At 49.0% G+C, this 26,014-nt stretch carries 24 protein-coding genes; 16 read left to right on the top strand and 8 right to left on the bottom strand.

Annotation, left to right across the window (positions count from 1 at the left end; genetic code table 11):
- Positions 1-139: 139 nt before the first annotated feature.
- The gene (locus ACO0KV_RS04780; RefSeq protein WP_423040430.1) at positions 140-607 is read left to right on the top strand and encodes a hypothetical protein; all 468 of its coding nucleotides are present in this window, start codon (positions 140-142) and stop codon (positions 605-607) included.
- A gap of 21 nt (positions 608-628) precedes the next feature.
- Here the strand turns inward: ACO0KV_RS04780 and ACO0KV_RS04775 are convergent, their stop codons facing one another.
- Entirely contained in the window at positions 629-1,513 is an 885-nt protein-coding gene (locus ACO0KV_RS04775) for a helix-turn-helix domain-containing protein (RefSeq protein ID WP_423040428.1), read from the bottom strand.
- 145 nt (positions 1,514-1,658) lie between these two features.
- Between ACO0KV_RS04775 and ACO0KV_RS04770 the strand changes: the two genes are divergently transcribed.
- From ACO0KV_RS04770 to ACO0KV_RS04745, 6 genes are all read left to right on the top strand, one after another.
- Positions 1,659-2,855 carry an alkane 1-monooxygenase gene (locus ACO0KV_RS04770; RefSeq protein ID WP_423040426.1) on the top strand — a complete coding sequence of 399 codons (1,197 nt, stop codon included), beginning with the start codon at positions 1,659-1,661 and terminating at the stop codon, positions 2,853-2,855.
- 16 nt (positions 2,856-2,871) lie between these two features.
- Positions 2,872-3,093: a rubredoxin gene (locus ACO0KV_RS04765; RefSeq protein WP_423040424.1), complete on the top strand. Its 222-nt coding sequence runs from the start codon at positions 2,872-2,874 to the stop codon at positions 3,091-3,093.
- Entirely contained in the window at positions 3,090-3,281 is a 192-nt protein-coding gene (locus tag ACO0KV_RS04760) for a rubredoxin (RefSeq protein ID WP_423040422.1), read from the top strand. The genes ACO0KV_RS04765 and ACO0KV_RS04760 overlap by 4 nt, the downstream gene beginning before the upstream one ends.
- A 143-nt stretch (positions 3,282-3,424) precedes the next feature.
- Positions 3,425-4,213, top strand: a complete 789-nt coding sequence (locus ACO0KV_RS04755; protein WP_423040420.1) for a tRNA-uridine aminocarboxypropyltransferase — start codon at positions 3,425-3,427, stop codon at positions 4,211-4,213.
- Positions 4,214-4,400: 187 nt separating this feature from the next.
- On the top strand, positions 4,401-5,012 hold the full coding sequence (locus tag ACO0KV_RS04750; protein WP_423040418.1) for a hypothetical protein: 612 nt from the start codon (positions 4,401-4,403) through the stop codon (positions 5,010-5,012).
- A 365-nt stretch (positions 5,013-5,377) separates the two neighbouring features.
- Entirely contained in the window at positions 5,378-6,004 is a 627-nt protein-coding gene (locus ACO0KV_RS04745) for a M23 family metallopeptidase (protein WP_423040416.1), read from the top strand.
- 109 nt (positions 6,005-6,113) lie between these two features.
- Here the strand turns inward: ACO0KV_RS04745 and ACO0KV_RS04740 are convergent, their stop codons facing one another.
- From ACO0KV_RS04740 to ACO0KV_RS04730, 3 genes are all read right to left on the bottom strand, one after another.
- The gene (locus tag ACO0KV_RS04740) at positions 6,114-6,521 is read right to left on the bottom strand and encodes a hypothetical protein (protein WP_423040414.1); all 408 of its coding nucleotides are present in this window, start codon (positions 6,519-6,521) and stop codon (positions 6,114-6,116) included.
- Between the two features lie 70 nt (positions 6,522-6,591).
- The gene (locus tag ACO0KV_RS04735; protein WP_423040412.1) at positions 6,592-7,011 is read right to left on the bottom strand and encodes a hypothetical protein; all 420 of its coding nucleotides are present in this window, start codon (positions 7,009-7,011) and stop codon (positions 6,592-6,594) included.
- Positions 7,012-7,082: 71 nt separating this feature from the next.
- Positions 7,083-7,382 carry a hypothetical protein gene (locus ACO0KV_RS04730; protein ID WP_423040410.1) on the bottom strand — a complete coding sequence of 100 codons (300 nt, stop codon included), beginning with the start codon at positions 7,380-7,382 and terminating at the stop codon, positions 7,083-7,085.
- Between the two features lie 308 nt (positions 7,383-7,690).
- Here ACO0KV_RS04730 and ACO0KV_RS04725 point away from each other — a divergent pair, with 308 nt between their 5' ends.
- Positions 7,691-8,083, top strand: coding sequence for an MAPEG family protein (locus ACO0KV_RS04725; RefSeq protein ID WP_423040408.1), 393 nt, complete (start codon positions 7,691-7,693; stop codon positions 8,081-8,083).
- A gap of 47 nt (positions 8,084-8,130) precedes the next feature.
- Positions 8,131-8,382, top strand: a complete 252-nt coding sequence (locus ACO0KV_RS04720; RefSeq protein WP_423040406.1) for a hypothetical protein — start codon at positions 8,131-8,133, stop codon at positions 8,380-8,382.
- A gap of 16 nt (positions 8,383-8,398) precedes the next feature.
- Here the strand turns inward: ACO0KV_RS04720 and ACO0KV_RS04715 are convergent, their stop codons facing one another.
- Entirely contained in the window at positions 8,399-8,989 is a 591-nt protein-coding gene (locus ACO0KV_RS04715) for a GNAT family N-acetyltransferase (RefSeq protein ID WP_423040404.1), read from the bottom strand.
- Positions 8,990-9,189: 200 nt separating this feature from the next.
- Here ACO0KV_RS04715 and ACO0KV_RS04710 point away from each other — a divergent pair, with 200 nt between their 5' ends.
- From ACO0KV_RS04710 to ACO0KV_RS04700, 3 genes are all read left to right on the top strand, one after another.
- Positions 9,190-9,744: a low molecular weight protein-tyrosine-phosphatase gene (locus tag ACO0KV_RS04710; RefSeq protein WP_423040402.1), complete on the top strand. Its 555-nt coding sequence runs from the start codon at positions 9,190-9,192 to the stop codon at positions 9,742-9,744.
- A gap of 196 nt (positions 9,745-9,940) precedes the next feature.
- Positions 9,941-11,116 carry an efflux RND transporter periplasmic adaptor subunit gene (locus ACO0KV_RS04705; RefSeq protein ID WP_423040400.1) on the top strand — a complete coding sequence of 392 codons (1,176 nt, stop codon included), beginning with the start codon at positions 9,941-9,943 and terminating at the stop codon, positions 11,114-11,116.
- A 2-nt stretch (positions 11,117-11,118) separates the two neighbouring features.
- Complete coding sequence (locus ACO0KV_RS04700; RefSeq protein ID WP_423040398.1) at positions 11,119-14,364, top strand: efflux RND transporter permease subunit; 3,246 nt, start codon at positions 11,119-11,121, stop codon at positions 14,362-14,364.
- 104 nt (positions 14,365-14,468) lie between these two features.
- Here ACO0KV_RS04700 and ACO0KV_RS04695 read toward each other — a convergent pair whose 3' ends face one another.
- The gene (locus ACO0KV_RS04695) at positions 14,469-15,470 is read right to left on the bottom strand and encodes an LLM class flavin-dependent oxidoreductase (protein WP_423040396.1); all 1,002 of its coding nucleotides are present in this window, start codon (positions 15,468-15,470) and stop codon (positions 14,469-14,471) included.
- Positions 15,471-15,635: 165 nt separating this feature from the next.
- Positions 15,636-17,720 (bottom strand): M13 family metallopeptidase, encoded by a 2,085-nt coding sequence (locus tag ACO0KV_RS04690; RefSeq protein ID WP_423040394.1) that lies wholly within the window; start codon positions 17,718-17,720, stop codon positions 15,636-15,638.
- Between the two features lie 528 nt (positions 17,721-18,248).
- On the opposite strand from ACO0KV_RS04690, the gene ACO0KV_RS04685 reads away from it, so the two are divergent.
- From ACO0KV_RS04685 to ACO0KV_RS04670, 4 genes are all read left to right on the top strand, one after another.
- On the top strand, positions 18,249-18,467 hold the full coding sequence (locus ACO0KV_RS04685; protein WP_423040392.1) for a hypothetical protein: 219 nt from the start codon (positions 18,249-18,251) through the stop codon (positions 18,465-18,467).
- The gene (locus tag ACO0KV_RS04680) at positions 18,464-19,975 is read left to right on the top strand and encodes a methyl-accepting chemotaxis protein (RefSeq protein ID WP_423040390.1); all 1,512 of its coding nucleotides are present in this window, start codon (positions 18,464-18,466) and stop codon (positions 19,973-19,975) included. Before ACO0KV_RS04685 ends, ACO0KV_RS04680 begins: the two co-directional genes overlap by 4 nt.
- Positions 19,976-20,089: 114 nt before the next feature.
- Positions 20,090-20,362, top strand: coding sequence for a hypothetical protein (locus ACO0KV_RS04675; protein WP_423040388.1), 273 nt, complete (start codon positions 20,090-20,092; stop codon positions 20,360-20,362).
- A 204-nt stretch (positions 20,363-20,566) separates the two neighbouring features.
- Positions 20,567-21,055, top strand: coding sequence for an arsinothricin resistance N-acetyltransferase ArsN1 family B (locus ACO0KV_RS04670; protein WP_423040386.1), 489 nt, complete (start codon positions 20,567-20,569; stop codon positions 21,053-21,055).
- Positions 21,056-21,193: 138 nt separating this feature from the next.
- Here the strand turns inward: ACO0KV_RS04670 and ACO0KV_RS04665 are convergent, their stop codons facing one another.
- A complete protein-coding gene (locus tag ACO0KV_RS04665) occupies positions 21,194-25,951 on the bottom strand; it encodes an NAD-glutamate dehydrogenase (RefSeq protein WP_423040384.1) in 4,758 nt (1,585 codons plus the stop codon).
- Positions 25,952-26,014: the final 63 nt, after the last annotated feature.

The following is a 26,014-nucleotide window of genomic DNA, read 5'->3' as shown; positions in this document are numbered from 1 at the left end:
AAAAATAAATACACATTATTAGTCGATAAGATGCTATGGCGTGTGATGCAAGAATTTAATACCAAATCAACTGTCTTGCTCCGTCGTGATGACGACTGCCTAGTACCCTAAATTAACAACGTTGCGAGGAAGTTTTATCATGAAAATAGTGGTGCTGAAATTGAGACGTATGGTTCCAGTATGTCGCACTTTCCTTTATGTGTTTTTAGGCACGGTACTCTTGTATGAAAATGTGGCTGCTCAAACACCCCCTGTGACAGAACAGGCACCACCATTGCTGGCACAGCCGCTCAATCCGGAATCGCGTCAAGTGGTAAAAGAGATCAGTAAGGAACTCAATGGGGTAGATAACAAACCAGCGATTCTGACCAATTCCAGCTCTACGACCCATGATGAATTTGAAAAAAGTCTGCAAGAATCAGAAAATCGTAAAAGAATATTTGGTGTTGCTGAGGTCGGCGTAAGCACTGGTAGCATTCCTGCGCAGCGCGGATTGAAAGGGGCCACGGTCACCTGTACTGACGCGGCCGTTGCAGTGACCGACCAAATCAGCAAATCAACGCAAATAAGTGTGGCCGCAGAAGTCGATAAATGCAGAATCAAATAAGCACATGATCGTCACCGTATTTCATACCGAAAACTGTGACGACTTCGCTTTCTGTTTCATTTTTGCTGGTGTTACACCATATGCCGTTTTAAATGCGGACGTTAAATGACTTTGGCTACTGAAACCACAATCTTGTGCGATCCGCTCTATCGACAGATCAGTTCTGGTCAACAACTCACTGGCACGTTGCAGGCGCAGTTGCAAAATATATCGGTGCGGGGCGGTGCCCATGGCCTCTATAAACAAACGTCGGAAATGAGCCGTGCTGACACCAACGCGGCGAGCTAAGTCTTCAATAGGGAGTTCTCCTGACAGATTGTTTTGTATCCAGCCAAGCACGAGCTCCAAGCGCCCTATTTGTAAGGTATCTGGTCGCATCCCTCTGCGGGTCATGCCTTCGATCGTGCGACAACTTTGCTCTACCATCAGTGTGCTCAGACGTGTCATATACTCCCCATCAGCACCCAGCCCTTTAGCAAGTTCCTCTACAACCTGGCGGGCCAGCGCGTTCACTAGCGGATCATTAAACAGACAAAGGGTGTTCGTGTTGCTGATCAGATTATGTAATCGCAACACATCGCCGCGCAGCGGCTCTAAAAAATAAAAGACAGCCACATCAATAGCGCCACCAAATATCCACTGCGATGGGCAATTTGCTGGCATCGCACCAGAAAAACTTGGAATCGACTCAGAAACCATATCCGCCTGATGCGCCTCATGTACGCGTCCACCACCGAGATGGGACAGTAACACCATGGCTGGCAATGCAGGAAACTGCCGCTGTGTCATGCGAAACAGATACCGTTCGGCACGTAGCGTCATGTTGGTATCAACGCGATTGCCAATATCACCACTCACGATGGGTTTCACGCCAAGCAGCTTGCTGACTTCGTCCCATACTTTCATGCTGGGGTCTCCCGTGTTGACCGCTAATGATCGTTTTTTGATAAAAACAGGCTCAGTTTATCGTACTTTGACGATGCCAGAAGGCAGAGAATGTGGGGGCTGGTAAACAAACATCATGCGATTGAAAATAATAACGGAGACAAGCATGACAACGACCGTGCATCACAATTGGGTTACTGCGCTGGAGCAGAAATGGCTCAACAATAAACGCTATTGGTATCTCACTTCGTTACTCTTACCCACCTTACCTTTGCTGTCTGCCTTTTTAGCGGTGCATTTTGAACAAGGGGCGTGGTTATGGCTAGTGGTACCGGTGGGCTATGTTCTTGTTCCGCTGCTCGATAGCATCGTTGGCAAAGATCACGCCAATCCATCGGATGAGCAGGTTGATCAGCTCAAAAATGACCGCTATTTTGCCCACGTGTTGTATGGAGCAACCGCGATGCATTGGGCAGCAATGGTCGGTATGGCGTATGTGGTCTCGCATTGGCACTGGTCATGGGTAGCAATGCTCGGTGCTGGATTGAGTGCCGGATTAATTAACGGTGTCGGTCTTGCGATCGGGCATGAGCTGGGTCACAAAGCGACCGACCAAGAGCAAACACTTGCCGGAAAGCTGGTGTTGGCATGCTGTGGCTACGGGCATTTTATTGTCGAACACAATAAAGGGCATCACAAAGACGTGGCGACGCCAGAAGATCCGGCATCTGCACGCTTTGGCGAGTCGTTGTATCGTTTTGCGTGCCGCGAATTGCCGGGGGCCTTGGTGCGTGCGTGGCATCTGGAAACACAGCGTTTGCAGAGACAAGATAAACGCTGGTGGTCACCGCAGAATGAGATTTTGCAACAATGGAGCTTCACGCTATTGGCGTATGGCCTGATGCTGTATTTTTGGGGCATCGTCTTAGTGCCATTTTTATTCTTGGCGGCTGGTTTTGGCTGGTGGCAACTGACCTTAGCAAACTACGTTGAGCACTACGGTCTTTTGCGCCAGAAAGACACTACTGGACGTTATCAGCGCTGCGAACCAAAGCATTCGTGGAATAGTAATTTCAAGCTATCGAACCTATTACTGGTACATCTGCAACGGCATTCCGATCACCACGCCCATCCGACCAGGCCTTATCAGGTATTGCGTGACTATCACGATGTACCGCAATTACCGCAAGGTTATTTTGGGATGTTTTTGGTTGCGATGATTCCACCGCTCTGGTTTGCCATCATGAATCATCGGGTCGTGGCATGGGCGCAGGGAGACATGGCGCTCGTCAATCTGGATCCGGCACAACGAGAAACGCTCATGCAGCGCTATCACCAGCCCACTCAATCTGCCAACCAATAGCCGCAAGGAGATACGCATGACCTGCTATCAATGCCCTGATTGTGGTTACCTCTACGACGAACAGGTAGGCTGTGAACATGAAGGCTATGTGCCGGGGACAACCTGGCAAGCAATTCCGGAGGATTTTCCGTGCCCGCAGTGTTTTGTAAGAGAAAAACCAGATTTTATCGTCCAAAACACTGCCGAAAGTGACAAAAGCAACAAAAACGATAACGCGACGACAAGGAACACCGTATGAGCGCAAACATCGCGACACCCGCGTTCCGCCAATACTGCTGCGTCACTTGCGGCATGATGTACGATGAAGCATTCGGTTTGCCTGAGGAAGGATTTCCGCCGGGGACACGGTGGGAAGCTATTCCGGACGACTGGACCTGCCCTGATTGCTCCGCGCCTAAAAGTGACTTTGTGCTGATGGACGAGTAAAGGAACAACGGATAAGGGTTTGGGTGAAAAGTTGATCAGCAAACGGGCTTGATCATCGGCGGCCTCAGGAATTTCAGGCGTTTTTGTGACGCTTGCACTAAAATGCATGCCTCTTTAGCACACAGCGTCGCAAAGCTGCCATCATGACCACTGCTCTCTCCCCTTTTCCACCCCATGCCGTCTCCCGATTACGCGCGGCACGTTTGCTGCGGAGTACGCGACCATTTCTGGCGCGGGGCGGCCCACATGGTGAACGTTGTAGTGGATGCCGTCTGATTCTGAGTCACTGCTTATGCCATTTGCGTCCCATCGTACCTACCCGAGCTGGGGTGTGTCTGTTGATGGCAGAGCATGAAACACTCAAACCCAGCAACACCGGCTGGTTGATCGCCGATGTGGTGCCGGACACCATGGCATTTGGTTGGGCGCGTACCGAAACTGACCCCGCATTGTTGGCACTGCTGACGGATCCGCAATGGCAACCGTATGTGGTGTTTCCGGGTGAATTTGTGGCACCGGAGCGCGTTGTCAGCCAATTAATGAACGACTCTGGAGCAAACAACGCAGCACCAGAGTCCACAGGTCGACGCCCGCTCTTCATTTTGCTTGATGCCACTTGGTCAGAAGCGCGAAAAATTTTTAAAAAGAGTCCGTATTTGCTACCTTTTCCGGTGCTGAGTCTCGCTCCGGAACAATTATCACGCTATCGTCTGCGGCGCTCCAAACGGGACGATCATTTATGTACGGCAGAAGTCGCTGCCGTATGTCTTGGTATGGCGGGTGAAACACTGGCAGCGCAAACACTGGATGCCTATCTGGATGTCTTCAGTGACCATTATCTGCGCGCAAAACAACAAATTAAAGTCAGCTGGGATGATGAATTGCATCAGCGATTGGAAAACATCAGGGCAAGCAGTACCGTCAATCTGTAATTCATCTTGTCTGCCCGCTCGGGGAAGAAGGTACTCACACGCAACTGGACTCGCGCCTGCGCGGGAATACAGTGCCATATTGGTGTCTTTGAAGTAAAAGAATTCGTTCTAAACATGTTACGATTTCATGTCCGTCATGAGCACAGATCCGCTTCATCCCTTCACTACTTGACTACTTCCGTTGCGTATGAAAAAGCTTGTTTTACGACATTATCTCGTCGCATTCATCGGCGTTACCGCCTGTTATGCCACTCAGGCAAGCGATGACAGTTTTCCCGCGAAGGTATCGCGTCAGGAAAGACTGCAATTGGAGCAAACGGTATGCGGTGAAAAATTCGGATTAGCTATCGCGGAGATAGATGCACGCTCGCTGGAAGCCAATGGACGTGCTAACTTTGCCGAGGTGAAATGCCGACCCCACACACAATTAATGGGGCAGCCTCTGTACTATGTCGCCCTTTGTGGACGCGATGCAAATCAGTGGAGTTGTGGCGAGGCAGAATTAGAAACGATCCTGCCTTTATCTGTCCAACATTCAGACCGCAAATTACTAGTGCGGCCTGGATCAGTCGAACCACAACGGGCCATCACCACACTAAAAAAAATCAGCGGTTATGGCTATTTTCAAGGAATGAGCATCGACCATGCATTGCAATCGACATGCAATATGGGCATGGGGAACCGCCCTGATCTGATTGAAATTTCCTGCCATCGATGGTCGATCACGGTCTCATTCTGGTGTCCACAAACAAAGCAAGACCCAACCTGTCCGCGTGTGATTTACATGGCGGAACATTAACTTATCTATCGCTATGCCATTGATACTATTTATGCTGTTACGCCGATTACGTTCATTACACACAATACCACGTGCTCTATGTCTGCTGTTATCGCTCTCGTTGCTACCAGGTAGCGCTACAGCCGAAGCCAGTTTAATTAACGTCGAGACCATTAAAGATGGCGAGACCAACATCGTCATTGCCAATAATCTGAGTCAGATTCCGATAACGGTCACTGTCACGCTCACTAGTGCTACCAATATTGCCTCCAGCGTAAATTGGCCAATAATACGTCTGTTACGAGGGGGGGGAAACGACGGAATTAGTCAGGGTAACCCCGGACAACAAGCAACAACGGTATGCGTTTGCCTATCAATACGAATATATGATCGGTCAGCCCAATGCCCAGGCAACTCCCGGGGCAAAATACCTTGTTCCATTTGTGTTTGACAGGGCATTGCAAATTTCTCAGGCGTCAGACGGTCCCATTTTTTCTCATCATGATGTCGGCAGTAAAAATGCGATTGATATTCCTATGCCTATCGGCACACCGGTGATTGCAACGCGCAGTGGAACGGTGATTCAGAATATCAACCAGTTCAGCGACAATGGGCAGGCAACAACAGCGTTTTTGACGAAAGCAAACTCGATTAGCATTCTGCATGACGATGGCACATGGGCACAGTACTTGCACCTGAAACAGTTTTCATCACGGGTATCTGTTGGTCAGAAAGTTACTGCAGGCATGCCGATTGCCTTATCAGGAAATAGCGGATTTTCTTCGGAACCGCATTTACATTTCGTGCTACAGAAAAATGAGAACGGCACTATCGTATCGCTGCCGATTAAGTTTTGGACTACTGAAAACAGTGTCGTCATACCGCGTTATCGCAGTTGGCTAACACCAGGTCAGGCGATACCGGCAAAATCAAAAATGCAGCGTACTGTCAAAGATTGTTCTGTTGATGCAGTGATTGATGAAGCGACATTACATTGTATGCAGAAGCGATAAAAAGAAACGCCAGTCAATCACTCAACTGGCGTCACTTTTGTGAACTTGAATTTACTTTTTACTTTTTACTTCTTCCCTGACGCATCTTTAACAAGACGAGTGCAAGTAATTATTTAGAAGCGGCAGCTTTATCAGCTTGTGGCTTAGGTGCTATTTTTGTCGCTACCTTTGCATCTACGTTGGCCGCAGGTTTTGCTTCCATTTTCTCTTCCGTTTTTGCGGCTGCCATTTTTTTCGTGCCCATGTGATGTTTCATTCTGCTTTTTTCACCTGGCACAGTGGCCTTGGCTTGAGAAGCAGGTGCAGCTATTGCAGCGGTGGCAGGTGCTGACGGTGTAGCAGGAGCTACCGCCGTTGTTGCCGCCGTTGTTGCAGTCGTCGCGGCGGTCGTGGCTGCAGTTTTTGCTGAAGCAACTGTGGTTGCTACTTTTGCCTGTGCCATATCCACCGGAGATTGTGCGAAAGCTGTACCCATTGCAAAGGTGGTAGCGATGATAGCGGCGATGATCGTTTTCATGATAATTCCTGTTCTTTATTCGTTAAATGAGTGATGCTGTTACTTGCTTATGTACGTTAATTAACCAGTTTTATTTCTTTACTGCTGGTGTTGCAGCAGGTGTCGATGATGCAGATGCCGCTGTCATATTTGCTGCTTTAGCGTCAGACTTACCATCCACTTTTGCTTCAGTACCTGCCTCTTTTTTTACATGTTTTTTGTGTGCATGCTTTACTACAGGTGCTATTACTTTGGTATCTGCTTTGGTATCTGCTTTGGTATCTGCTTTGGTATCTGCTTTGGTAGCTGCTTTTGCATCTACTTTAGTTTCCGCTTTAGCTTCTGCTTTTACATCACTCTTTGCACTTGCAACTGGTGCGGCGACTGCTGTAGTTGCTGTAGTTGCCGCAGTCGTCACCGCCTTAACAGGAGTGCTTGCTGCTGGCGTCTGAGCGAAGGCTGTGCCCATTGCGAATGTTGTAGCGATGATAGCGGCGATGATCGTTTTCATGATAATTCCTATTCTTTATTCGTTAATGTGATGAAGTTATTTTTGCGTTTTTATACAACTGCTTCTTTACTTTATTTTTTAGGTGCTTCTGCTTTTGTCGTTACTACTTTCGCTTCGGTTTTTTGATCTGCATTTTTGTCATTTTTCGTTTCTTTTTCAGCGACTTTTTTTGCGTGTTTTTTATGCGCTACTTTTGCAACTGGTGAGGCAACTTTTGCATCTGCTTTGCTTGCCGTCGTCGCTGATGCTGGTGCAGTTACTGCTGCTGGAGTAACACTGGCTTTCGCTGGTGCGCTCGCTGCTGGTGTCTGGGCGAACGCTGTACCCATTGCGAACGTTGTAGCGATGATGGCGGCGATAATCGTTTTCATGATGAGTCCTGTTCTATATAAAGTGAAACTATGAGTGCTTAACTGTTTTGACTGCTTTTCTTACTTAGCGTAGTGTGTCTACGTATGCCAAGAACGCGGTCGGACGACAAGCTGTTGACAGCAATTTTTAAAAACTACTTAAATTGGTAGAGTCGTTCTAAACTCAATTTTTTTAACAATTGGGTGTCAACCAAAATGAAAAATCAATTCAGAACGCTGGTTAATCGTGCCAAAGGGCTGCTTTTACCTTAGTATGTCGAGGCAATTAAAATAATCCCTGATACAACTCAACACCTGAGGAGATAAGCATGACCATTGCCAATTGGTGCGTATTAACTGCCTGTTTATTACCAATCATCACAGTCGGTCTGGCGAAAGCGGGTTCAGCCACATCGGCAACTCGCGCCGAACGCTACGACAATAATAATCCCCGCGAATGGGCGACCCGCCTCACTGGCTGGCAGCAACGCGCATTGGCTGCGCAAAACAATGGTTGGGAAGCATTGCCACTCTTTATTGCTGCGGTTGTTCTGGCACAGCAGGCTCATGCTGATCAAGGACGGATTGATTTACTCGCGATGTCTTTTATTGGTATCCGTATTGCGTATGTCATCGTCTACCTGATGAATATAGGGCCGCTCCGTAGCCTGATTTGGGCCGCGGGTATCGGTACCAGTATTGCCATCCTGTTGATGGCATAAATATTAAGGACACGCTGTTTCAATCAACGATAGAGAAGACCATCACCATGAATGACCAGGAACTACAAGGGATGTTAATGAGCGTTTTACCAACGCCCACGTACCTCTTTGGAGCGATTCTGTTTGGGATCATTGGTTTTGTCGCGTATCGCTTCGGTAAAAAAACGGAACGAAACAAAACCAAATGGCTGGGTGTGGTGATGATGCTGTATCCCTATGTGACAGGCAGCGATACCCGGCTGCTATATGCCGTCGGGATTATCTTATGTGTAGCGATCTACTTCTATCGGCACGAATAGAGCAGGCTCATTGGAATTAGACGTGCAGCGTTTTTTCCATTTCCTCAAATTGCAGATCTTCAACTAGCAGTTTTTCTTTACCATTGTTTTTCGGAAACGGCTTAAACCTGCCAGTACGCACATAGCCACGGCGTTGGTAATATGCAATCAACTCTTCTCGCACACTGATCACCGTCATCCACATTTTATTGATGCCCCACTGCGCCTGAGCGTGTAACTCAGCGGCTTGCATAAATTGTTTCCCTATTCCGTGACCTTGCAGGAGAGGGTTGACGACGAACATACCCAGATAAGCAGCGTCGCCATCTTTCTGTAAATGCACGCAGCCAATGATTTGCTGCTGTTGTACGCATAAAAAAATCACCGAATCATCTGCTGAAATCAGTTCAAGTACTTCCTTGGTTTCAATACGCGGCCCATCGAGTAAACCCGCTTCTGTGGTCCACCCTTGTCGACTCGTATCACCACGGTAAGCGCTATTGACCAACTGCGTCAGGAATACAGCATCACTTGCCACCGCAGGGCGATAACTCAGTGACGATGATTGATCAACGTCGACATAACACGAAGAATGTTTAGCGTGCTGCTGAGGAGAAATAATTGTCATAGGTAATCCAAATTGGAAAAAATGAACCAGCATGGTGCACGTAGTCCGGCCGTACAAAGCGAGAAAGATGATAGTACGCTGCGATTTATAAATTGTTCACATTTGTCAGGGAGAAATCAGCATTTTTTTACAAAAAATCCGCGTACCATGTGGCTTCTTCTTATTGCATCACCCTGCTATTCTTCCCATCAATTACACTGATGACATCTCCCAAAGTGACTTCTATTCTGTTTGTATGTATGGGCAATATATGCCGCTCACCTACCGCTGAAGGCGTCTTTCAGGCGAAGATACACGCGCGCGGTTTAGCAGATAATGTGATCATTGATTCGGCTGGCATGTACCTCAATCATGTTGGCGAAGCACCCGATCCGCGGGCGCAGTCACATGCGTTAAAGCGCGGCTACGATCTGAGCAAGCAACGTGCTCGTCAGGTCAAAGCGAATGATTTTGAGAAATTTGATCTCATCCTGGCCATGGACAGACACAACCTTGCTTTGCTGGAAGCCGCCTGTCCAGAAGCGTACCGGCATAAACTAGGGTTGCTCATGGACTATGCCCAGCACACGAACGCGACCGAAATACCAGACCCTTACTACGAAGACGGCGACAGTTTTGATCTTGTGCTGGACTATATCGACGACGCCACTGATGGCCTGTTGACTAAATTGCAAGCCACTGATAACCGTCAGGAACACCCTTCCCGCGGTTTATTCCCACGCCCTGTATCGTCAGCGTCTAAAGATCTGAAGTAACGCCCTCAAAAAACTGGTCACCCAATCCTTAGCCATGGCACAGGTCGCATCGGTTCTGCAGTTCATCCTCAAATAAATACGTTTCATCCATCAATAAACGCAACTTAAGTCTTTGACACTTGTCTTAGATGCCACAGTGCGGAATACTGCACCATCCCTGAAGTCCCGATTATTTCTATAGCGTAAGAGACCCGCCATGTTACGTAAAACATTGATAGCCATCGCCATTGCCTCGACCTTGGCTGCTTGTAACAATAATAAAGAACCAGAAAAGACGGCAGCTTCCAGCACCACGAGTGCTGCGGAAAAAAATAGTGCTGATAAAAAAGAAAAAGCAATCAAGTTATTGATCGCGCCCGAAGACACTATCAAAATTGGGGTAAACGCCATGGTTTCTGGCCCCGTCGTCACGGGCTCGATCCAACCAGAACGCAAAGCCGACCTGAGATCAGAAGTTCAGGCCATCGTTTTGCAGGTATTAAAGGAGAATGGTGACGTCGTCAAACGCGGCGACATTCTCGTCCGACTCGATGAAACTGCGATCCGCGACAACCTCAATTCTGCTGAAGACAACGTGCGCAGCGTGACGCTGTCACTCGAGCAAGCAGACCGCGCCCAACAACGCTTGAAAACCCTGCGCGCCTCCGGAATGGCCTCTCTGCAGGCGTTAGACGATGCTGAAGTCAAAGTCGATGCGGCACGGAGTGAATTATCAGCGTCCAAAGCCCGTGCGACAACGGCCCGCCAGCAATTGCAACGCACGGTAGTGCGAGCACCATTCGATGGCGTCGTCAGCGAGCGCAAAGTATCTGCCGGTGATACGGCGTCCCTAGGCAAAGAATTAGTCAAAGTCATTGACCCAAGCAGCATGCGTTTTATCGGCAATGTGTCTGCAGACAGAATTTCTCAAGTGAAAGTTGGGCAGGCGGTAGTTTTTCGTGTCAACGGTTACGCTAATCAAGATTTCCACGGCAAAGTGACACGCGTTGATCCAGCAGCAAATGATGTGACACGACAAGTCGAGGTACTAGTCAGCTTTGCCGATAGCAATCAACCCAAAGTGGCTGGCCTCTATGCAGAAGGCAATATCGAATCGACGACCGTCGATGCACTGACACTGCCAGAAGGCGCGATCGTGAAAGCTGGCGATAAATCTTACGCATGGCAAATCGTTGGCAAAAACCTGAAAAAAGTCGACTTGGTCCTTGGGAAACGCGATCAACGTACGGGCAATGTTGAAATCCGTCATGGTCTGGCGTCAGGCGACCTGGTCATGCGTAGCCCAAGTTCAAACTTAAAAGACGAGCAGGAAGTAGAAATGGCAGCCACGAAAGTCGCGGCCTCTTCTACTAACCGTACTGAAGGAAACTAATTATGTTTTTATCCGATTTCAGTATTAAACGGCCTATCGCGACGATTGTCATGATCATCGCGCTCATGGCGATGGGCTTGCTGGCGTTGAGTAAATTACGGGTGAACCAAAATCCGGATGTGTCAGTACCCGGCCTATCGGTCATTATCACTTATCCGGGTGCCTCTCCCGATACCGTAGAACGCGATGTCATCAATCGACTGGAAAAATCCTTAATGAGCGTCCAAGGTGTCACGGAGCTCAATGCGTCAGCCAATGAAGGTGTCGCTCGATTCGATATCATGTTCAACTTCAAGAAGAACATGATTGAAGCATCAGATGAAGTGCGTAATGTCATTTCCAGCGTACGCTATAAGATGCCGACGGAGATGCGCGAACCCGTGATTCAGCGCTGGGATCCTTCTGCGCAACCGATTCTGAATATGGCGCTCTCCTCAAGTAAGCTGACCCATGCTGAAATCTCACGGCTGGCAGAAGACACACTGGCCGACAAATTACGGGGTGTTCCTGGTGTCTCGACCGTGATTGTTAATGGCTCATTGAAACGCGAGTTGTCGGTGTTGGTGCGGGCAGAAAAACTGCGTGAATATAACGTCTCCATCAGTGACGTCGTCAACGCCTTGCGCAATCAAAACAGCAATGCACCAGTGGGTAAACTCAGAGGTGATCTGGAAGAAGAGAGCATCCGTTTGGTTGGTCGTATCGAATCCCCGGAAGAGTTCCAACAGATTGTAGTCAAGCGCAATGGCAACCAGATCGTCAGACTCGCGCAAGTAGCGACAATTGACGATAGTTTTGCTGACATCAACGGTTTATCAATCCGAAGCGGCAAACCAAACGTCGGTATTCAGGTCACCCAATCGCGCGATGCAAGTACGGTATCTGTGGCAAAAGAAGTGCATAAGCTCGTCGATGAGATTAATAAAGATTTTGACAAAAATCACCCGGGTACAAAACTTGAGGTCACCCGGGATGGGGGTAAAGAAGCACAAAATAGTCTCAATAATGTCGTCGACTCTCTAGTGCTCGGTGCCTGCCTGACCATTTTTGTGGTGTATGCATTTCTGAATTCCTGGCGTTCTACGTTGATTACCGCACTCAGTCTGCCGACCTCTGTCATCGCAGCCTTTATTGCAGTCTGGTTGTGCGGCTTCACGCTGAACTTCATGACACTACTCGGCTTGTCGCTGGCAATTGGCGTGTTGATTGATGACGCGATTGTGGTGCGGGAGAATATTGTCCGTCACATGCAAATGGGTTCCGACCGTCGCAAAGCAGCACTAGAAGGTACGGCTGAAATCGGGATGGCCGTGGCAGCCACCACCTTCTCCATCATTGCGGTATTTATTCCAGTGGCGTTCATGCCAGGCATGCCAGGTGAATGGTTCCGTCCGTTTGCGTTGACAGTCACTTGTTCCGTGCTGGTCAGTCTTGGTATCTCATTTACGCTCGATCCTATGTTATCGGCATATTGGGGTGATCCGGTAGACCATCACCACGCACCAAAAACAGGTATCAGTAAAGTATTGGCGCGTTTTAATGACTGGTTTGATCATCAAGCAGACCGTTATGGCCGCGTGATTGCCTGGGCCTTGCATCATCGTCGCTGGATGGGGGCGATTGCCGTCATCAGTTTGGTCACTGCATTGGGCTTACAGGCAAAGTGGGGGGGCACCAGCTTCTTGCCACCAACCGATTCTGGCAACCTGATGATCGAAGTCCGCACCCCTGCTTCTTCTTCGCTGGAATATGCGAAGCTGAAAATGGAACGCGCTGCTGAGATTGCCCGTAGCATCAAAGAAGTCAAAGAAACCAATAGCAATATCAACCCAGCCGGTGGCCGTATTTATGTGGATATCGGCAAACGCACTGAACGTAAGCGCGGCGCTAAAGAAATTGCCGTCGAGTTACGCGACAAAATTAAGTCGTTGGTGGGTGCTGAATACGTCGTGTTAGACGATCTGAACAACGGCGCACAAAAGCCAGTACAGATTGAATTTACTGGCCCTGACTCGCGCAAATTGCTAGAAATTACCGCTGCCTTTATGGAAAAACTCCATAACGTACCAGGCGCCGTTGATATTGGTCTGTCGCAACAAGATCCGAAAAAAGAACTGAAGATTGAACTCAATCGTGGTTTAGCTAATTCGATGGGGATTTCTTCTAACGATGCAGCACAAGCCTTACGTGTCGCCTTTGCTGGTATCGAAGTCGGTGACTGGGTTGATCCAACAGGCGAGACACGCGACGTCGCAGTACGCTTACATCCGGACGACCGCGTGAGCAAAGAGAATATTGAACGCTTGCCAATCGCCATCAGTGGCACCAATCAAATGGTACCGCTGGATCAGATTGCGACGATCAGTATGGGTAAAGGCCCATCCGGTATCGAGCACAACAAAGGCAAGCGTACGATTACCGTCTCTGCCAACGTTCAGGGTCGTTCGAACGGCGAAGTGATTGCTGAAGCCAAAAAACTGGCGGAATCGTTTGATTATCCGCCCGGCTATGGTCTGGCGATTGCAGGATCGGGACAAGATCAGGAAGAAGTATTTGGGGCAATGGCGATTGCCTTGTTATCGGGTATCGGTCTGATGTACCTGATCCTGGTCATGCAGTTTGGCTCATTCACAGCACCTATCGGTGTGATGCTGTCCTTACCTTTGTCCCTAATCGGTGTGGTACTAGCATTATTAGTTACTGGCAGCACAATCAATCTGATGAGTCTGATCGGGGTGATTATGTTGATGGGTCTGGTGGCGAAAAATGCGATTCTGTTGCTCGATGCTGCCCGTAAAAATGAAGCTGAAGGCATGGAACGTGAGGATGCGTTGATGCAAGCAGGTCGCGTCCGTTTGCGCCCGATTTTGATGACGACCTTTGCACTGATCGCGGGGATGATGCCGGTCGCATTGGGTCTGGGTGAAGGTGGTGAATTCTACCGTCCATTAGCAATTGCGATTATTGGCGGTACGATCACTTCAACGTTGCTGACGTTGCTCGTCGTACCAACGTTCTATGACAGTATTGAAATTGCCCGTGAAAACATGATGCAGAAAATACGCGACCGTATCATCCGCTATAACGCGGTCGTTGGCTTTGCCATGACGATGCTCGAAGTGGTGTGCACCTTGCTGATGCTGCGCTTTATCTACCGCTCTATGTTGCAGTTGGTGGCGTTGGTCACAGGTCGTGGGCGAAAAGCACAGAAAGTGAATCTCAATGCAGCTAATTCAGAAGTAATTTAATCGTCACAAGCCCTCCCGCCGGAGAGACCTACCCAACCACGCTCTCTGGCATTTGATACCCGCAAATGAAAATTTGCGGGTTTTTTTTCGGAACGCGGACCGATTCAGATCAGTTGGCTAGGTCGTGGCTGAAAGACATTCATCGCGATCTGATACGATTGCAAACGCGCATCGTGATCAAAAATATTGGAAGCAATCATTAATTCGTCAGCACCGGTTTTGGCAATAAACGCGTGTAGCTGCTCGGCCACCGTTTCAGGTGCACCGATCGCCGAACAGGCAAGAATCTGATTTAACATGAAGCGTTCGCCTTCACTGATCTGCTGTAAAAAGTTCTTGATCGGTGGCGGGATTTTTGCGGGTCTGCCACTACGCAAATTAATGAAGGCTTGCTGTGCTGAACTCGCCAAAAAAAACGCACGCTCGTCCGTCTCGGCAGCAAAAACATTAAACCCCAGCATGACATACGGTTTGTCCAAATACGCTGAAGGACGGAATGTATTGCGATAAATCTCAATTGCCTGCATCAGCTCTTGTGGTGCAAAATGCGATGCAAACGCATACGGCAAGCCAAATGCCGCGGCTAACTGCGCACCATATAAACTAGAACCCAGAATCCAGACAGGCACATGCAATCCGGTACCAGGAACAGCACGGACTGGCGATTGTGGTTCGTCAGAAAAATAATCCAAAAGCTCCTGCACATCACGCGGAAATTCATCGGCATCCGAATGTAGATTGCGGCGCAACGCGCGCGCCGTGCGCTGGTCAGAGCCAGGTGCACGTCCCAGACCTAAATCAATCCGTCCCGGAAAAAGTGATTCTAGGGTACCAAATTGCTCGGCTATCACTAACGGGGAATGATTTGGCAACATTATGCCTCCAGAACCTACACGAATGGTCTTCGTACCGCCAGCGACATGCCCGACCAATACGGATGTCGCGGCGCTGGCGATGCCCGGCATGCCGTGATGCTCCGCGAGCCAGAAACGATGGTAGCCGAGGGCTTCAGCATGTTGTGCCAACTGTAATGAATTTTTAAACGATTGGGCAGCGGTGCTTCCTTGCGGGATTGGGGCAAGGTCAAGAATAGAAAGTCGTGTCATGGTGCAATCACCTCCGGTGAAGAATGCCGGCCCTCCAAAAAAATAAAGCCGGACAAGATAGCCCCTATTATGAGCTATCTTGTCCGGCGATGTTTTTTGTGACCAAATAACAGGAGTAGGTTGAGTTTCAATCGCCCGCAAAGGCCGAGAATAGAGAGAATAGATTTACCAGATCTTGACGCGGTTTTTTAAGTCCAGATACAGCGCATCACCAGGTTTGACATCGAACGCCTTGTACCACGCGTCCAGATTGCGCACAGTTTGTACACGATATGACGATGGGGCATGCTCGTTGGTAATGATGACGGTACGCAAGACTTCATCGCGCATTTTGCTACGGAAAGACTTCGCAAACGCCATGAAAAATTCCTTGTCGGTATCGACAGTTGGCGCTTGGCCTTTTTGCTTCATCGCTGCATGATAGGCATCAAACGCCGCCATCAGGCCGACCAGATCCGCAATATTTTCACCCAAGGTTTGCTGACCTTTGATTGCGAGATCAGGGAATGGGCGGTACTGATTAAACTGTGCCACGAGCGCCTTTGCAGAGGCGTTGAAGCGTAGCATGTCGGCTTTGGTCCACCAGTTACGTAATTCCCCTTTGGCATCAAACATCGCCCCCGTGTTATCGAAACTATGACTGATTTCATGCCCGATTGTGGCACCAAGCGCGCCGTAGTTTGTGGCATCACTGGCATTGAGATCAAAGTTTGGCGATTGCAAATAAGCTGCTGGAAAGTCGATGGCGTTTTGCATCGGCATGTTAACGGCATTGACTAATTGTGGATTCATGCACCATTCAGTTTCATCGACAGACTGGCCAAATTTAGCCAATGCGCGGTGATATTCAACCAGGCTGGAGCGCTCGGCATTGCCATAAGCATCATCCGCTTTCACTTCCAGGGCCGAGTAATCACGCCATTTCTCGGGATAGCCAACACCAACATAGGTATTTTTAATTTTCAGTAACGCCTCTTGCTTGGTGCTTGCTGCCAGCCAAGTATTGCGCTCAATCCGATCGCTCATGGCCGCCAGCAAATTAGTCACCATAGAACGGATTCTGTCTTTCGCTTCGGATGAAAAATTATCTGCAACGTAGAGCTTACCGATCTCTTCACCGAGTGCATCATTGGTTGCACCAATCGCATACTTCGCGCGTGGCTCAGGAACAGACGTGCCTGCTAAAGCGCTATAAAATTTGAACTTCTCGTTGAAAAATACCGTCGGCAGCACGTCTGCGCGCTGATTAATCACATGGAAGCGTAAATAGTTTTTCCAGATCTCCAGCGGCGTCGAAGCAACCAGACTTGCCGATGCTTTGAGTGCTGTTGGATGCCAAATCAAGAATGCAGTTTGCTGATCCAGACCGGCGGCCGCGAAATACGTTTGCCAATCAAGACCGGGGGCTTTTTTATTAAAATCGGCTGTGCGCCACGTATGATCTGCCTTTAACACGTCGGATGTATCTGCACGTGACGCGTGGCCCTTCGCAATGTTTATTTCAAGTTCGACAATCCGTTTTGCTTCACGATGAGCATCGGCCGCATTGACGACATGGGCCAGCGTTAATACAGTCGCGACGTATTGCTGATACTGACCGCGTAGCTTCACCATATCGGGGCTTTTAGACAGATAGTATTCACGGTCTGGCAAACCGAGACCGCCCTGCATCAGATACCCCTGATAGGTGGTATGGTCATGGAATCCTTGCGCGACCCATAATCCGAATAAATTCTCTGTAAATACCTTTGTGGCATTAATCGGATCGACATCGGCACGTAAATTCTGTCCCAGATAACGGGCTAGTGCTGCTTTGTCACTCATCGCACTAATGGCATCCAATCGGGGTTGTAACGGCGTCAATCCGCGCTCGTTAATCACGTCCGTATTTAAGAATGCCTGATAAAAATCAGCAATTTTCTTTGCTGGTGTACCAGCTTCTGCCTGTAACGCCTTTTCGATCACGCGCGCAACGGCATCATCAGATTCTTCTACCAGCATCTCATCGAGACCAACGCTCGACTTACTTTCAGGAATAATCGCTTTTTTTTCCCATGCACCATTAGCGTACTTGTTAAAGTCCTGGCCCGGCTTCACAGCAAGATCGATACCGCTTCCTTTCACTGCCGCGATCTCTTCCGGCGTGAGATTGCCTGCAAACGCAAGCGGTGTTGTCAGCGGCAATGCCAACATCATCTGCAGGCACAAACGGGCCACTGGTTTTAATTTCGCGTATTTCAATTTATTCATAGTCAACGTCCAGTTTTTTAATGATGACAAGATATCAATTGATCTGGTTTTTCTCCGTCTCAGAACGACATCGTGAGCGATATATTTATCGCCATTGTATCAATTCCCCTGAACAACGTATTGAACTGGCAGGATAGTCGCTTGACTTTGCATCGTTGATACGTCCTTGATGCGTCTTTAATACGTCGTTGATTTCAACATCAAGCATCGTAGGAAATGTGATGAAAACTTTTCATCACAACGCCATTCGCGACGCAAGTTTTTGCGTCTGTTCACAGGTAAAAAAAGCTGATAATACGAATATAAAAATAGTTCCATCAGCTATTCGCAGAATTTTATTCGGACAAACATATTGATCATGATTTTTTAATCATAAATACAGCGACCATCTTCACAATCATACAAAACTGTTGTGAAAAGCACTCTGTTCTTATCAGAGGCAGGGTTGGGCCTTGCGTCGTGTCAATGTTCGGTTATTTTGGTTCTGTACTATCAAATAATTAAAAAGATTTTATAACAGGGGATCACATGTCTATTTCTGAAAAACTACAACAATTGAGTATTTCCCGGCGGCTGCAATTGCTCATTGCCAACGCAGTCATTGGCATACTCTTACTTACTGGATTGTTTCTAGCATCAGAAAAAAACATGATTCTGGAAGAGCGCCAGGCCAACGTACAACAAACCGTCGAAACCGCCGAAAAATCATTGCACATTACTATGACCTTGCCAGTCAACATCAAATGAGCGAAGCGGATGCTAAACGGGCAGCAATGGAGACGGTAAAAGCCTTACGCTATGGGGACAATGGCTATTTCTGGATCAATGACATGCAACCCGTCATGTTGATGCATCCAATTAAGCCAGAATTGGATGGAAAAAATCTGGCTGACTTTAAAGACCCCAATGGCACGCTGTTGTATATGGAAATGCTCGATGTCGTCAAAACAAAAGGCGCGGGCTTCGTATTTTATGCCTGGACTAAACCTAGCAGTACTGCACCAGTGCCTAAAGTCTCGTATGCCAAAGGCTTCGCTCCGTGGGGATGGATCATTGCGTCAGGTGTTTATATTGATAGTGTTGATGCCGCCTTCCATTCACGCATGCTGACCGCCTCTGCTTACACTTTGGTGCTGACGGCCATGTTGATTGTCGTCTCCATCCTGATTGCGCGCAGCCTGATCGTTCAACTTGGTGGTGAACTTGGCTATGCATCTGCGGTGACCAGAGAAATCGCTGCTGGCAAATTAACCAGCAAGATCGATATCAAAGACAATGACGATACCAGCCTATTAGCATCGATCAAATTAATGCGCGACGAAATCGCCGCACTAATTAAGCAAATTAAAACAGGCGCAGAGACTATCAGCGATGCCTCTAAAGAGATAGCATCGGGCAATTTAGATCTCTCTGCGCGGACTGAAAGTCAGGCTGGCTCACTCGAAGAAACAGCATCGACCATGGAAGAGCTCACAAGCACTGTTCGTCAAAATGCAGATAATGCCAAACAGGCACGACAACTCGCCAGCTCCGCCTCTGAGGTCGCTGTCAAAGGTAGCAGCGTGGTAGCAGAAGTAGTAGCAACGATGGAAGTCATTAACGCCTCATCGCAAAAGATTGTCGATATCATTTCCGTCATCGATGGTATCGCCTTTCAAACCAATATTCTCGCCTTGAATGCTGCCGTTGAAGCAGCACGCGCAGGTGAGCAAGGGCGAGGCTTTGCAGTAGTCGCTTCCGAAGTCAGAAATCTGGCACAGCGTTCGGCACTGGCAGCAAAAGAAATCAAAACCCTGATCAATGATTCTGTTGAAAACGTCGGCCACGGAACGCTTCTGGTAGACGCCGCCGGTAAAACGATGGAAGATATTTTAGCGAGCGTCAAAAAAGTGAACGACGTTATCTCTGAAATTACTGCGGCAACGGGCGAGCAAAGCACGGGCATTGAGCAGGTCAATCGGGCGATCATTGAAATGGACAACGCTACACAACAAAATGCTGCGTTAGTAGAACAAGCCGCTGCTGCGGCCGCTGCCATGGAAGAGCAGGCGCGTCATTTAATGGCTGCGGTGAGTATCTTTGACCTTGGCGAGGGAACCACGTTACAACAGCGCCCTTCCTCGGCTCCCGCCGCCGTCAAGCCTACACCACGGCCAGCACCGCGCCAGACAACAGCCCGACGTCCGGCACAACAGATCAGCCATCGCCCCACCAATAATAAAGACGCGAATGGCGACCAATGGGAAGAATTTTGAGCCTCGTGATTGTGTAGTAAAATAACAATGCCTCTGCTGTCAGAGGCATTTAAAATACTGATGAAATCAAACGAAAAAACTGACTGATCTTTACAACGGATGATCAAAGCGTCTATGACAGTTTTCGAAAAACTCTTCAATAATCCTGATGGCGGATCGCGCATACAGTCACCGATTGTGTTGGCGACGTTAGGCGTCATCATCCTCATTGCGTCGTTCTATAACATCGCCACTGACTCGATCAAACTGAGAAAATCAGGTACTGCCGCAATCATCCATTTTTCAGAGCATCCGGTTATATTTGTATGGGCAATCCTCTTTTCATTTATCCTCGCCGGACTCCTCTTGTTCGAAGCGTACAAACGGTATCAGAGAAATAGCGATTAATGCAGTTTGTTGCTCGGCGGTTCACTGCATTGCATAGTCTGCAAGACTAAACCGGAACGAGGCTTGTGGCATACAATCTTAATTCGACGATTCACGCACCCAAATTAACAACCACCAACCAGCAAAAGTGACGAAAGGAACACCTCAGCAATTTGAGGTAGGATGGTGAATTCATATCTCATTTTTTTAATAAGAGACTCATCGATGCTTCGCCTTGCAACAAGACACGACGCTGACGCTATTTGTGCCATTTACAATCTGTACGTCAGAGACACGACCATCAGCTTTGAAGAATCCGCTGTCAGTAGTGAGGAAATGGCTGAGCGTATCAATAAAGTAGTCAGTAGCAATCTGCCTTGGTTTGTTATAGACAATGAAGGAGAGATTGCAGGCTACGCGTATGCAACACCGTGGCGTGTACGCCATGCCTATCGCTACTCCGTTGAAACCTCTGTTTACCTGAATCAAAAATACGTAGGAAAGGGATTGGGCACTCTCCTCTACCACCATCTGTTTGATGCACTACGACAGCGCGGAATCCATAGCGTGATCGCCGGTATTGCCCAACCGAATCCAGCCAGCGTTACGTTACATGAAAAGCTCGGCATGAAAAAAGTGGCGCACTTTAAAGAAGTTGGTTTTAAATTTGATCGTTGGATAGATGTCGGCTATTGGGAATTACAACTTGCGTGAAGTCGTGCCACCCATGATGATAACGATGACACCGACGGTTCATTCAAGCGTTAAAAAAACCAACGCAAATAAAAATCCCTGTTCATCGACATGAACAGGGATTTTTAACTTCTGCTTCAGAGTAAAAACCTAGCAGCTTTATGCCAGATGACGCAACTCACGCAATGCAACGGACACCGGTGCGAGGTCAGCGCTTTGCGCGCTGATCAGCGTCAGCAGACCGGTGAGACGGTCAATCGCCGCGGCATTGCGAGCGCGCCAGTCGGTCAGTGCTTCCTGACGTGATAATAGACCGCGCGTAATCTGACTTGCGATCGAGTACACGTCGTCACGGGCACTGCCACGTGCCTGTGTTTGCCACAACGTGTCGGTTGGTAAGCGATTGATCTGTGTGCGCCAGCCGCTCAGGCCTAGTTGATCATCAACACCAAAGTAAGCGCGTGCCACTTGTTCCAGTGTTGCATCCGAACTCCCGGCCAGATCAACCAAATCAAGTGCTGGGAAGATGTATTCCAGCGCACTCAAATCCTGCGCCAGCGTTGCTTCCACGCCCGCTTTGACCAGCACATCGGCTTCACGTTGCCATGCGGCGCGAGCGTTAGCTGGTAACCAGTCATTGAGCTGGCCACGCAACTCACGCGCTGCAGGTTGATAACGATGTATCAGCGTTGGCATGTCGGTGCTTTGTGAACGCAGACGCAAGATCCAGCGCGATGCACGTTGGGTGATCGCAATCAATTTCGATAACAAATCGAGTTGCAGGGTAGACGCCACTTTGTAATCGAGAATATCAATTTGATCCCACAAGGCTTCCAGATCAAAAATCTCACGCGCCAGAGTGAACGCCCGAATCACATCAGCCGCATTGGCGCCAGCTTCAGACGCGATGAAATTCACGAACGTGGCACCGACACGATTGACGACCGTGTTGGTAATGTAGGTAGCGATGATTTCACGCTTCAATGGGTGCTGCGCAATCGCATCAGAAAAACGCTCAGACAAGACTTGCGGGAAGTACGCCTTGAGTGCGCGGCTAAAGAAAGGATCATCCGGCAGGTTACTTGCCACCAGATCATCAAACACCGACATCTTGGCATACGCCAGTACGACCGCGCCTTCTGGTGCCGTTAAGCCTTGTTTGCGGGCTTTGCGGTGCAGAATTTCATCATCGCTTGGCAGGTATTCAATGGCGCGATTCAAGCGACCTTGTTTCTCTAATGACTGCATCAGACGTTGCTGACCATCGAGTACGTATAAGGGGCGATGTGCAGCAATATCTAGTGCCTGCGACTGATAGTAGTTATCGGTCAGGACCAAATGCCCCACTTCATCGGTCATCGACGCTAACAAGTCATTACGTTGTTTAAGTGTCAGATCGCCTGCCTCCACAATCGCACCAACGAGAATCTTGATGTTAACTTCGTGATCGGAGCAATCCACACCAGCAGAATTATCAATCGCATCGGTGTAGATACGACCACCTTTTTGTGCGAATTCAATCCGGCCGTTTTGGGTACAACCCAGATTGCCGCCTTCGGCCAAGACTTTGCAACGCAGATCGTTACCATTAACGCGGAACGCATCACCGGCTTTATCACCGACTTGGGCATGAGTTTCAAAGGTCGCTTTGACGTACGTACCGATACCACCGTTATAGAGCAAATCAACCGGTGCTTGCAGAATGACTCGCAGCAATTCAACGGGTGTTAATTCTTCCGCTTCAATGCCCAACACAGCACGTGCTTCTGGACTGAGCTTGATCGATTTAGCACCACGTGGATAAACACCACCACCCGCTGAGATCAGCGATTTATCGTAATCATCCCAGCTTGAGCGCGGCAGATTAAACAAGCGCTGACGTTCGGCAAACGAGAGAGCAACATCCGGTGAAGGATCAATAAAAATATGGCGGTGATCAAAGGCGGCAACCAGTTTGATATGTTCAGACAAGAGCATACCGTTACCGAACACGTCACCCGACATGTCACCGATACCCGCCACCGTGAACGCTGTGTCTTGCGTGTTCACACCCAGCGAACGGAAATGACGTTTAACCGACTCCCAAGCACCGCGCGCAGTGATGCCCATTTTTTTATGGTCATAGCCAACAGAACCACCGGACGCGAAGGCATCCCCCAGCCAGAAGCCATAATCAGCAGACACGCCATTGGCGATATCTGAGAAGGTTGCTGTGCCTTTGTCCGCAGCAACGACCAGATACGGATCATCGACGTCATGACGAATCACTTTTGTCGGCGGAACAACCGTACCTTTAACGATGTTGTCCGTAATGTCGAGTAAACCCGACAAGAAGATTTTGTAGCAAGCAACACCCTCAGCCTGATACGCTTCGCGGTCACTCATCGGTGGTGCATTTTTAAGCACAAAACCACCTTTAGAACCGACCGGAACAATCACCGTATTTTTGACTTGCTGCGCTTTGACCAGTCCTAAAATCTCTGTACGGAAATCTTCACGACGATCAGACCAGCGTAAGCCACCACGTGCAACTTTACCGCCACGTAAATGCACGCCTTCTACACGTGGAGAATAGACCCAGATTTCAAACAGCGGTTTAGGTTCTGGCACGCCTGGTACTTCACGCGGATTGAGTTTAAAACTCATATACGGTTTAAAGCTGCCATCGGCGGTGGTTTGCCATAAATTGGTACGCAGCGTTGCCATAATCGTGGCGAAGAACTGGCGCAAGATTCGATCTTCATCGAGGCTAGCGACATTGGCTAACTCTGCTTCGAGTTGCTCTTTGATGTGTTGTTGAGCGACGTCACGGTCACCCGCAAAATCAGGCTTAAAGCGGGCGCCAAACAACTCAGCAATCAACTGCGTGATCGCGGCATTTTTGTTTAAAGCTGATTCAATATACGTCTGGCTGTAAGCGAAACCCAATTGTTTGAAATAACGTGAGCAGGCACGCAATACCGCAATAGAACGCGCATCCAGCGCTGTATTAAGCACTAGACGATTGAGGTCGTCGCTTTCGACGTCACCTTTCCAGGCGTACGAGAATAGTGTTTCAAAACGGGCTTTGACCGCGGACAGATCGGTGTCTGGCGGCAATTGCAAGCCCAGATCATGAATCCATAAGTTGTCGCTGCCATTGACGATCTGGTACGGATGTTCATCCAGTACGCGCGCACCCATGTGCTCCAGCACAGGCAAGGAATCTGACAACGCTACTTTGGTGGTGTTGTAGATCTTAAAACGCAGCATGCCATGGTCAGCATCGAGCGGACGGTACAGTTTAACGACCATCGCCTGCAATGGATTCAGGCTGGCGAGCATCTCCGCATCTTCGGCACCAACCAACGCTGAAAAATCTTCGCGATACGCAGTCGGGAATGCAGAAGAAAAACGATTTGCTAACGCTAAACCATTCCCTTCACCGTGGGTACGTAGTAATTCAGATGTGCAATCGTCTTCCCAGCGTTGGGCGAGCTTAGCGATACGGCCTTCTAACGCACCCAGATTCACATTGACTGGCGCACGATTTTTTGCTCGTACCTGATAATGAATCCGTGCCAATGGACTATCGGTCAGCATTGGCGTGAACTCAATGGATTCACCATCTAAGGCAAACATCAGCTCATTGCCAATTTTGACGCGTAGTTCGGTGTTGTAACGATCACGTGGCACGAAAATTTGTGCCGATGTAAAACGGCCAAACGGATCACGACGCAGGAACAAACGCGTGCGCTGACGTTCTTGCAAACGCAGAATACCAATGGCGTGTTCGGTCAGTGTCGGCGTATCAATCTGGAACAGCTCATCACGTGGATAATCATCCAGAATCGCCTGCAGTGCTTTGGCGGCATGACTCTGTGGAACGACACCTGACGCGGCCATTACCGACGCCACACGCTGACGGACCTGTGGAATTTCATCGACCGGCGCTGAATAAGCCGACGACGTGTACAGCCCCATAAAACGGGATTCGCCAATCACGTTACCTGCATCGTCATAGCGCTTGATCGCGACATAATCGAGCCATGCAGGACGGTGTACTGTCGAACGGGTCATGGCTTTTGTCACCAGCACCGTTTCATTGGACGCCATGATCGCCAACACTTCTGGTGGCAAATACGCGAGGGAAGTCTGCACCTTGCCACGTAAAATACCTAGTCCGGATTCCGGAATCGCCACCAGACTATATTTGTCGCCATCGCGCTTCAGATCGTAATCGCGGGCACCCAAGAACGTAAAGTGGCGATCTTCCAGCCAGCGCAAGAAGGCCACGCCTTCATTGCCAGTTTGGTCTGGAGCATGTTTTTCGCAAGCGCTGCATACCGCATGAACACGGTCGAGCATCGCCTGCCAGTCAACCACTGCACTGAGCACGTCGGCCAACACTTGTTTTAATTCTTCTGCTAACGCTTGTTGTTCTGCAAGGCTGACAATCCGATCACATTCGACCATGATCAGCGATTCGACTGGATCATTTCTGCCAGCCACTTTGGCCGCGGCAACCGTGCTAACCGATTCAATGCCATCTTTCGCATTACGGGTCACGCTCATCAATGGATGCACAATCCAGTGCGCCGTGCGTCCTGTGCGGTTAATCGCCATCGTGACCGAATCAACCAAGAACGGCATGTTGTCATTGACGATTTGTACTATCGTGTGTTCGCTGACAAACCCGTCTTCAGCCAACGTCGGATTAAAAACCCGAATTTTAGGCGTGTGCGCCGCTCTGGGCGCATCAAGTAAGCGCCAGTGCGCATTCGCCTGCGCAAATAACGTCGCCGGACCACGCGCAGTGATTTCGTCAGGATCGGTGTTTTCAAAATAGGCTGCAATAAAGGGACCTTGTCGGTCAGCAGCTGGGCCAGGGTGGGCTTGCGCATAAGCGAGCAGCTCTGCGAAATGCGAAGTGGTCATACGTTCTCCTATGGGTGGGAAGACACGAAAAAAGCGAAGCAAGATCATTGCGGCAATGGTGAG

This window comes from Undibacterium sp. RuRC25W (assembly GCF_049339825.1).
In the GTDB taxonomy this organism is placed as follows: domain Bacteria; phylum Pseudomonadota; class Gammaproteobacteria; order Burkholderiales; family Burkholderiaceae_D; genus Undibacterium.
Note: the sequence above shows the minus strand (reverse complement) of the source record. Positions and strands in the feature narration are given on the sequence as shown.

Excerpts from the sequence above, each read along its gene's own strand:
- ACO0KV_RS04780 (WP_423040430.1), top strand. The coding sequence starts at position 140 with ATGAAAATAGTGGTGCTGAAATTGAGACGTATGGTTCCAGTATGTCGC.
- ACO0KV_RS04775 (WP_423040428.1), bottom strand. The coding sequence starts at position 1,513 with ATGAAAGTATGGGACGAAGTCAGCAAGCTGCTTGGCGTGAAACCCATC.
- ACO0KV_RS04770 (WP_423040426.1), top strand. The coding sequence starts at position 1,659 with ATGACAACGACCGTGCATCACAATTGGGTTACTGCGCTGGAGCAGAAA.
- ACO0KV_RS04765 (WP_423040424.1), top strand. The coding sequence starts at position 2,872 with ATGACCTGCTATCAATGCCCTGATTGTGGTTACCTCTACGACGAACAG.
- ACO0KV_RS04760 (WP_423040422.1), top strand. The coding sequence starts at position 3,090 with ATGAGCGCAAACATCGCGACACCCGCGTTCCGCCAATACTGCTGCGTC.
- ACO0KV_RS04755 (WP_423040420.1), top strand. The coding sequence starts at position 3,425 with ATGACCACTGCTCTCTCCCCTTTTCCACCCCATGCCGTCTCCCGATTA.
- ACO0KV_RS04750 (WP_423040418.1), top strand. The coding sequence starts at position 4,401 with ATGAAAAAGCTTGTTTTACGACATTATCTCGTCGCATTCATCGGCGTT.
- ACO0KV_RS04745 (WP_423040416.1), top strand. The coding sequence starts at position 5,378 with ATGATCGGTCAGCCCAATGCCCAGGCAACTCCCGGGGCAAAATACCTT.
- ACO0KV_RS04740 (WP_423040414.1), bottom strand. The coding sequence starts at position 6,521 with ATGAAAACGATCATCGCCGCTATCATCGCTACCACCTTTGCAATGGGT.
- ACO0KV_RS04735 (WP_423040412.1), bottom strand. The coding sequence starts at position 7,011 with ATGAAAACGATCATCGCCGCTATCATCGCTACAACATTCGCAATGGGC.
- ACO0KV_RS04730 (WP_423040410.1), bottom strand. The coding sequence starts at position 7,382 with ATGAAAACGATTATCGCCGCCATCATCGCTACAACGTTCGCAATGGGT.
- ACO0KV_RS04725 (WP_423040408.1), top strand. The coding sequence starts at position 7,691 with ATGACCATTGCCAATTGGTGCGTATTAACTGCCTGTTTATTACCAATC.
- ACO0KV_RS04720 (WP_423040406.1), top strand. The coding sequence starts at position 8,131 with ATGAATGACCAGGAACTACAAGGGATGTTAATGAGCGTTTTACCAACG.
- ACO0KV_RS04715 (WP_423040404.1), bottom strand. The coding sequence starts at position 8,989 with ATGACAATTATTTCTCCTCAGCAGCACGCTAAACATTCTTCGTGTTAT.
- ACO0KV_RS04710 (WP_423040402.1), top strand. The coding sequence starts at position 9,190 with ATGACATCTCCCAAAGTGACTTCTATTCTGTTTGTATGTATGGGCAAT.
- ACO0KV_RS04705 (WP_423040400.1), top strand. The coding sequence starts at position 9,941 with ATGTTACGTAAAACATTGATAGCCATCGCCATTGCCTCGACCTTGGCT.
- ACO0KV_RS04700 (WP_423040398.1), top strand. The coding sequence starts at position 11,119 with ATGTTTTTATCCGATTTCAGTATTAAACGGCCTATCGCGACGATTGTC.
- ACO0KV_RS04695 (WP_423040396.1), bottom strand. The coding sequence starts at position 15,470 with ATGACACGACTTTCTATTCTTGACCTTGCCCCAATCCCGCAAGGAAGC.
- ACO0KV_RS04690 (WP_423040394.1), bottom strand. The coding sequence starts at position 17,720 with ATGAATAAATTGAAATACGCGAAATTAAAACCAGTGGCCCGTTTGTGC.
- ACO0KV_RS04685 (WP_423040392.1), top strand. The coding sequence starts at position 18,249 with ATGTCTATTTCTGAAAAACTACAACAATTGAGTATTTCCCGGCGGCTG.
- ACO0KV_RS04680 (WP_423040390.1), top strand. The coding sequence starts at position 18,464 with ATGAGCGAAGCGGATGCTAAACGGGCAGCAATGGAGACGGTAAAAGCC.
- ACO0KV_RS04675 (WP_423040388.1), top strand. The coding sequence starts at position 20,090 with ATGACAGTTTTCGAAAAACTCTTCAATAATCCTGATGGCGGATCGCGC.
- ACO0KV_RS04670 (WP_423040386.1), top strand. The coding sequence starts at position 20,567 with ATGCTTCGCCTTGCAACAAGACACGACGCTGACGCTATTTGTGCCATT.
- ACO0KV_RS04665 (WP_423040384.1), bottom strand. The coding sequence starts at position 25,951 with ATGACCACTTCGCATTTCGCAGAGCTGCTCGCTTATGCGCAAGCCCAC.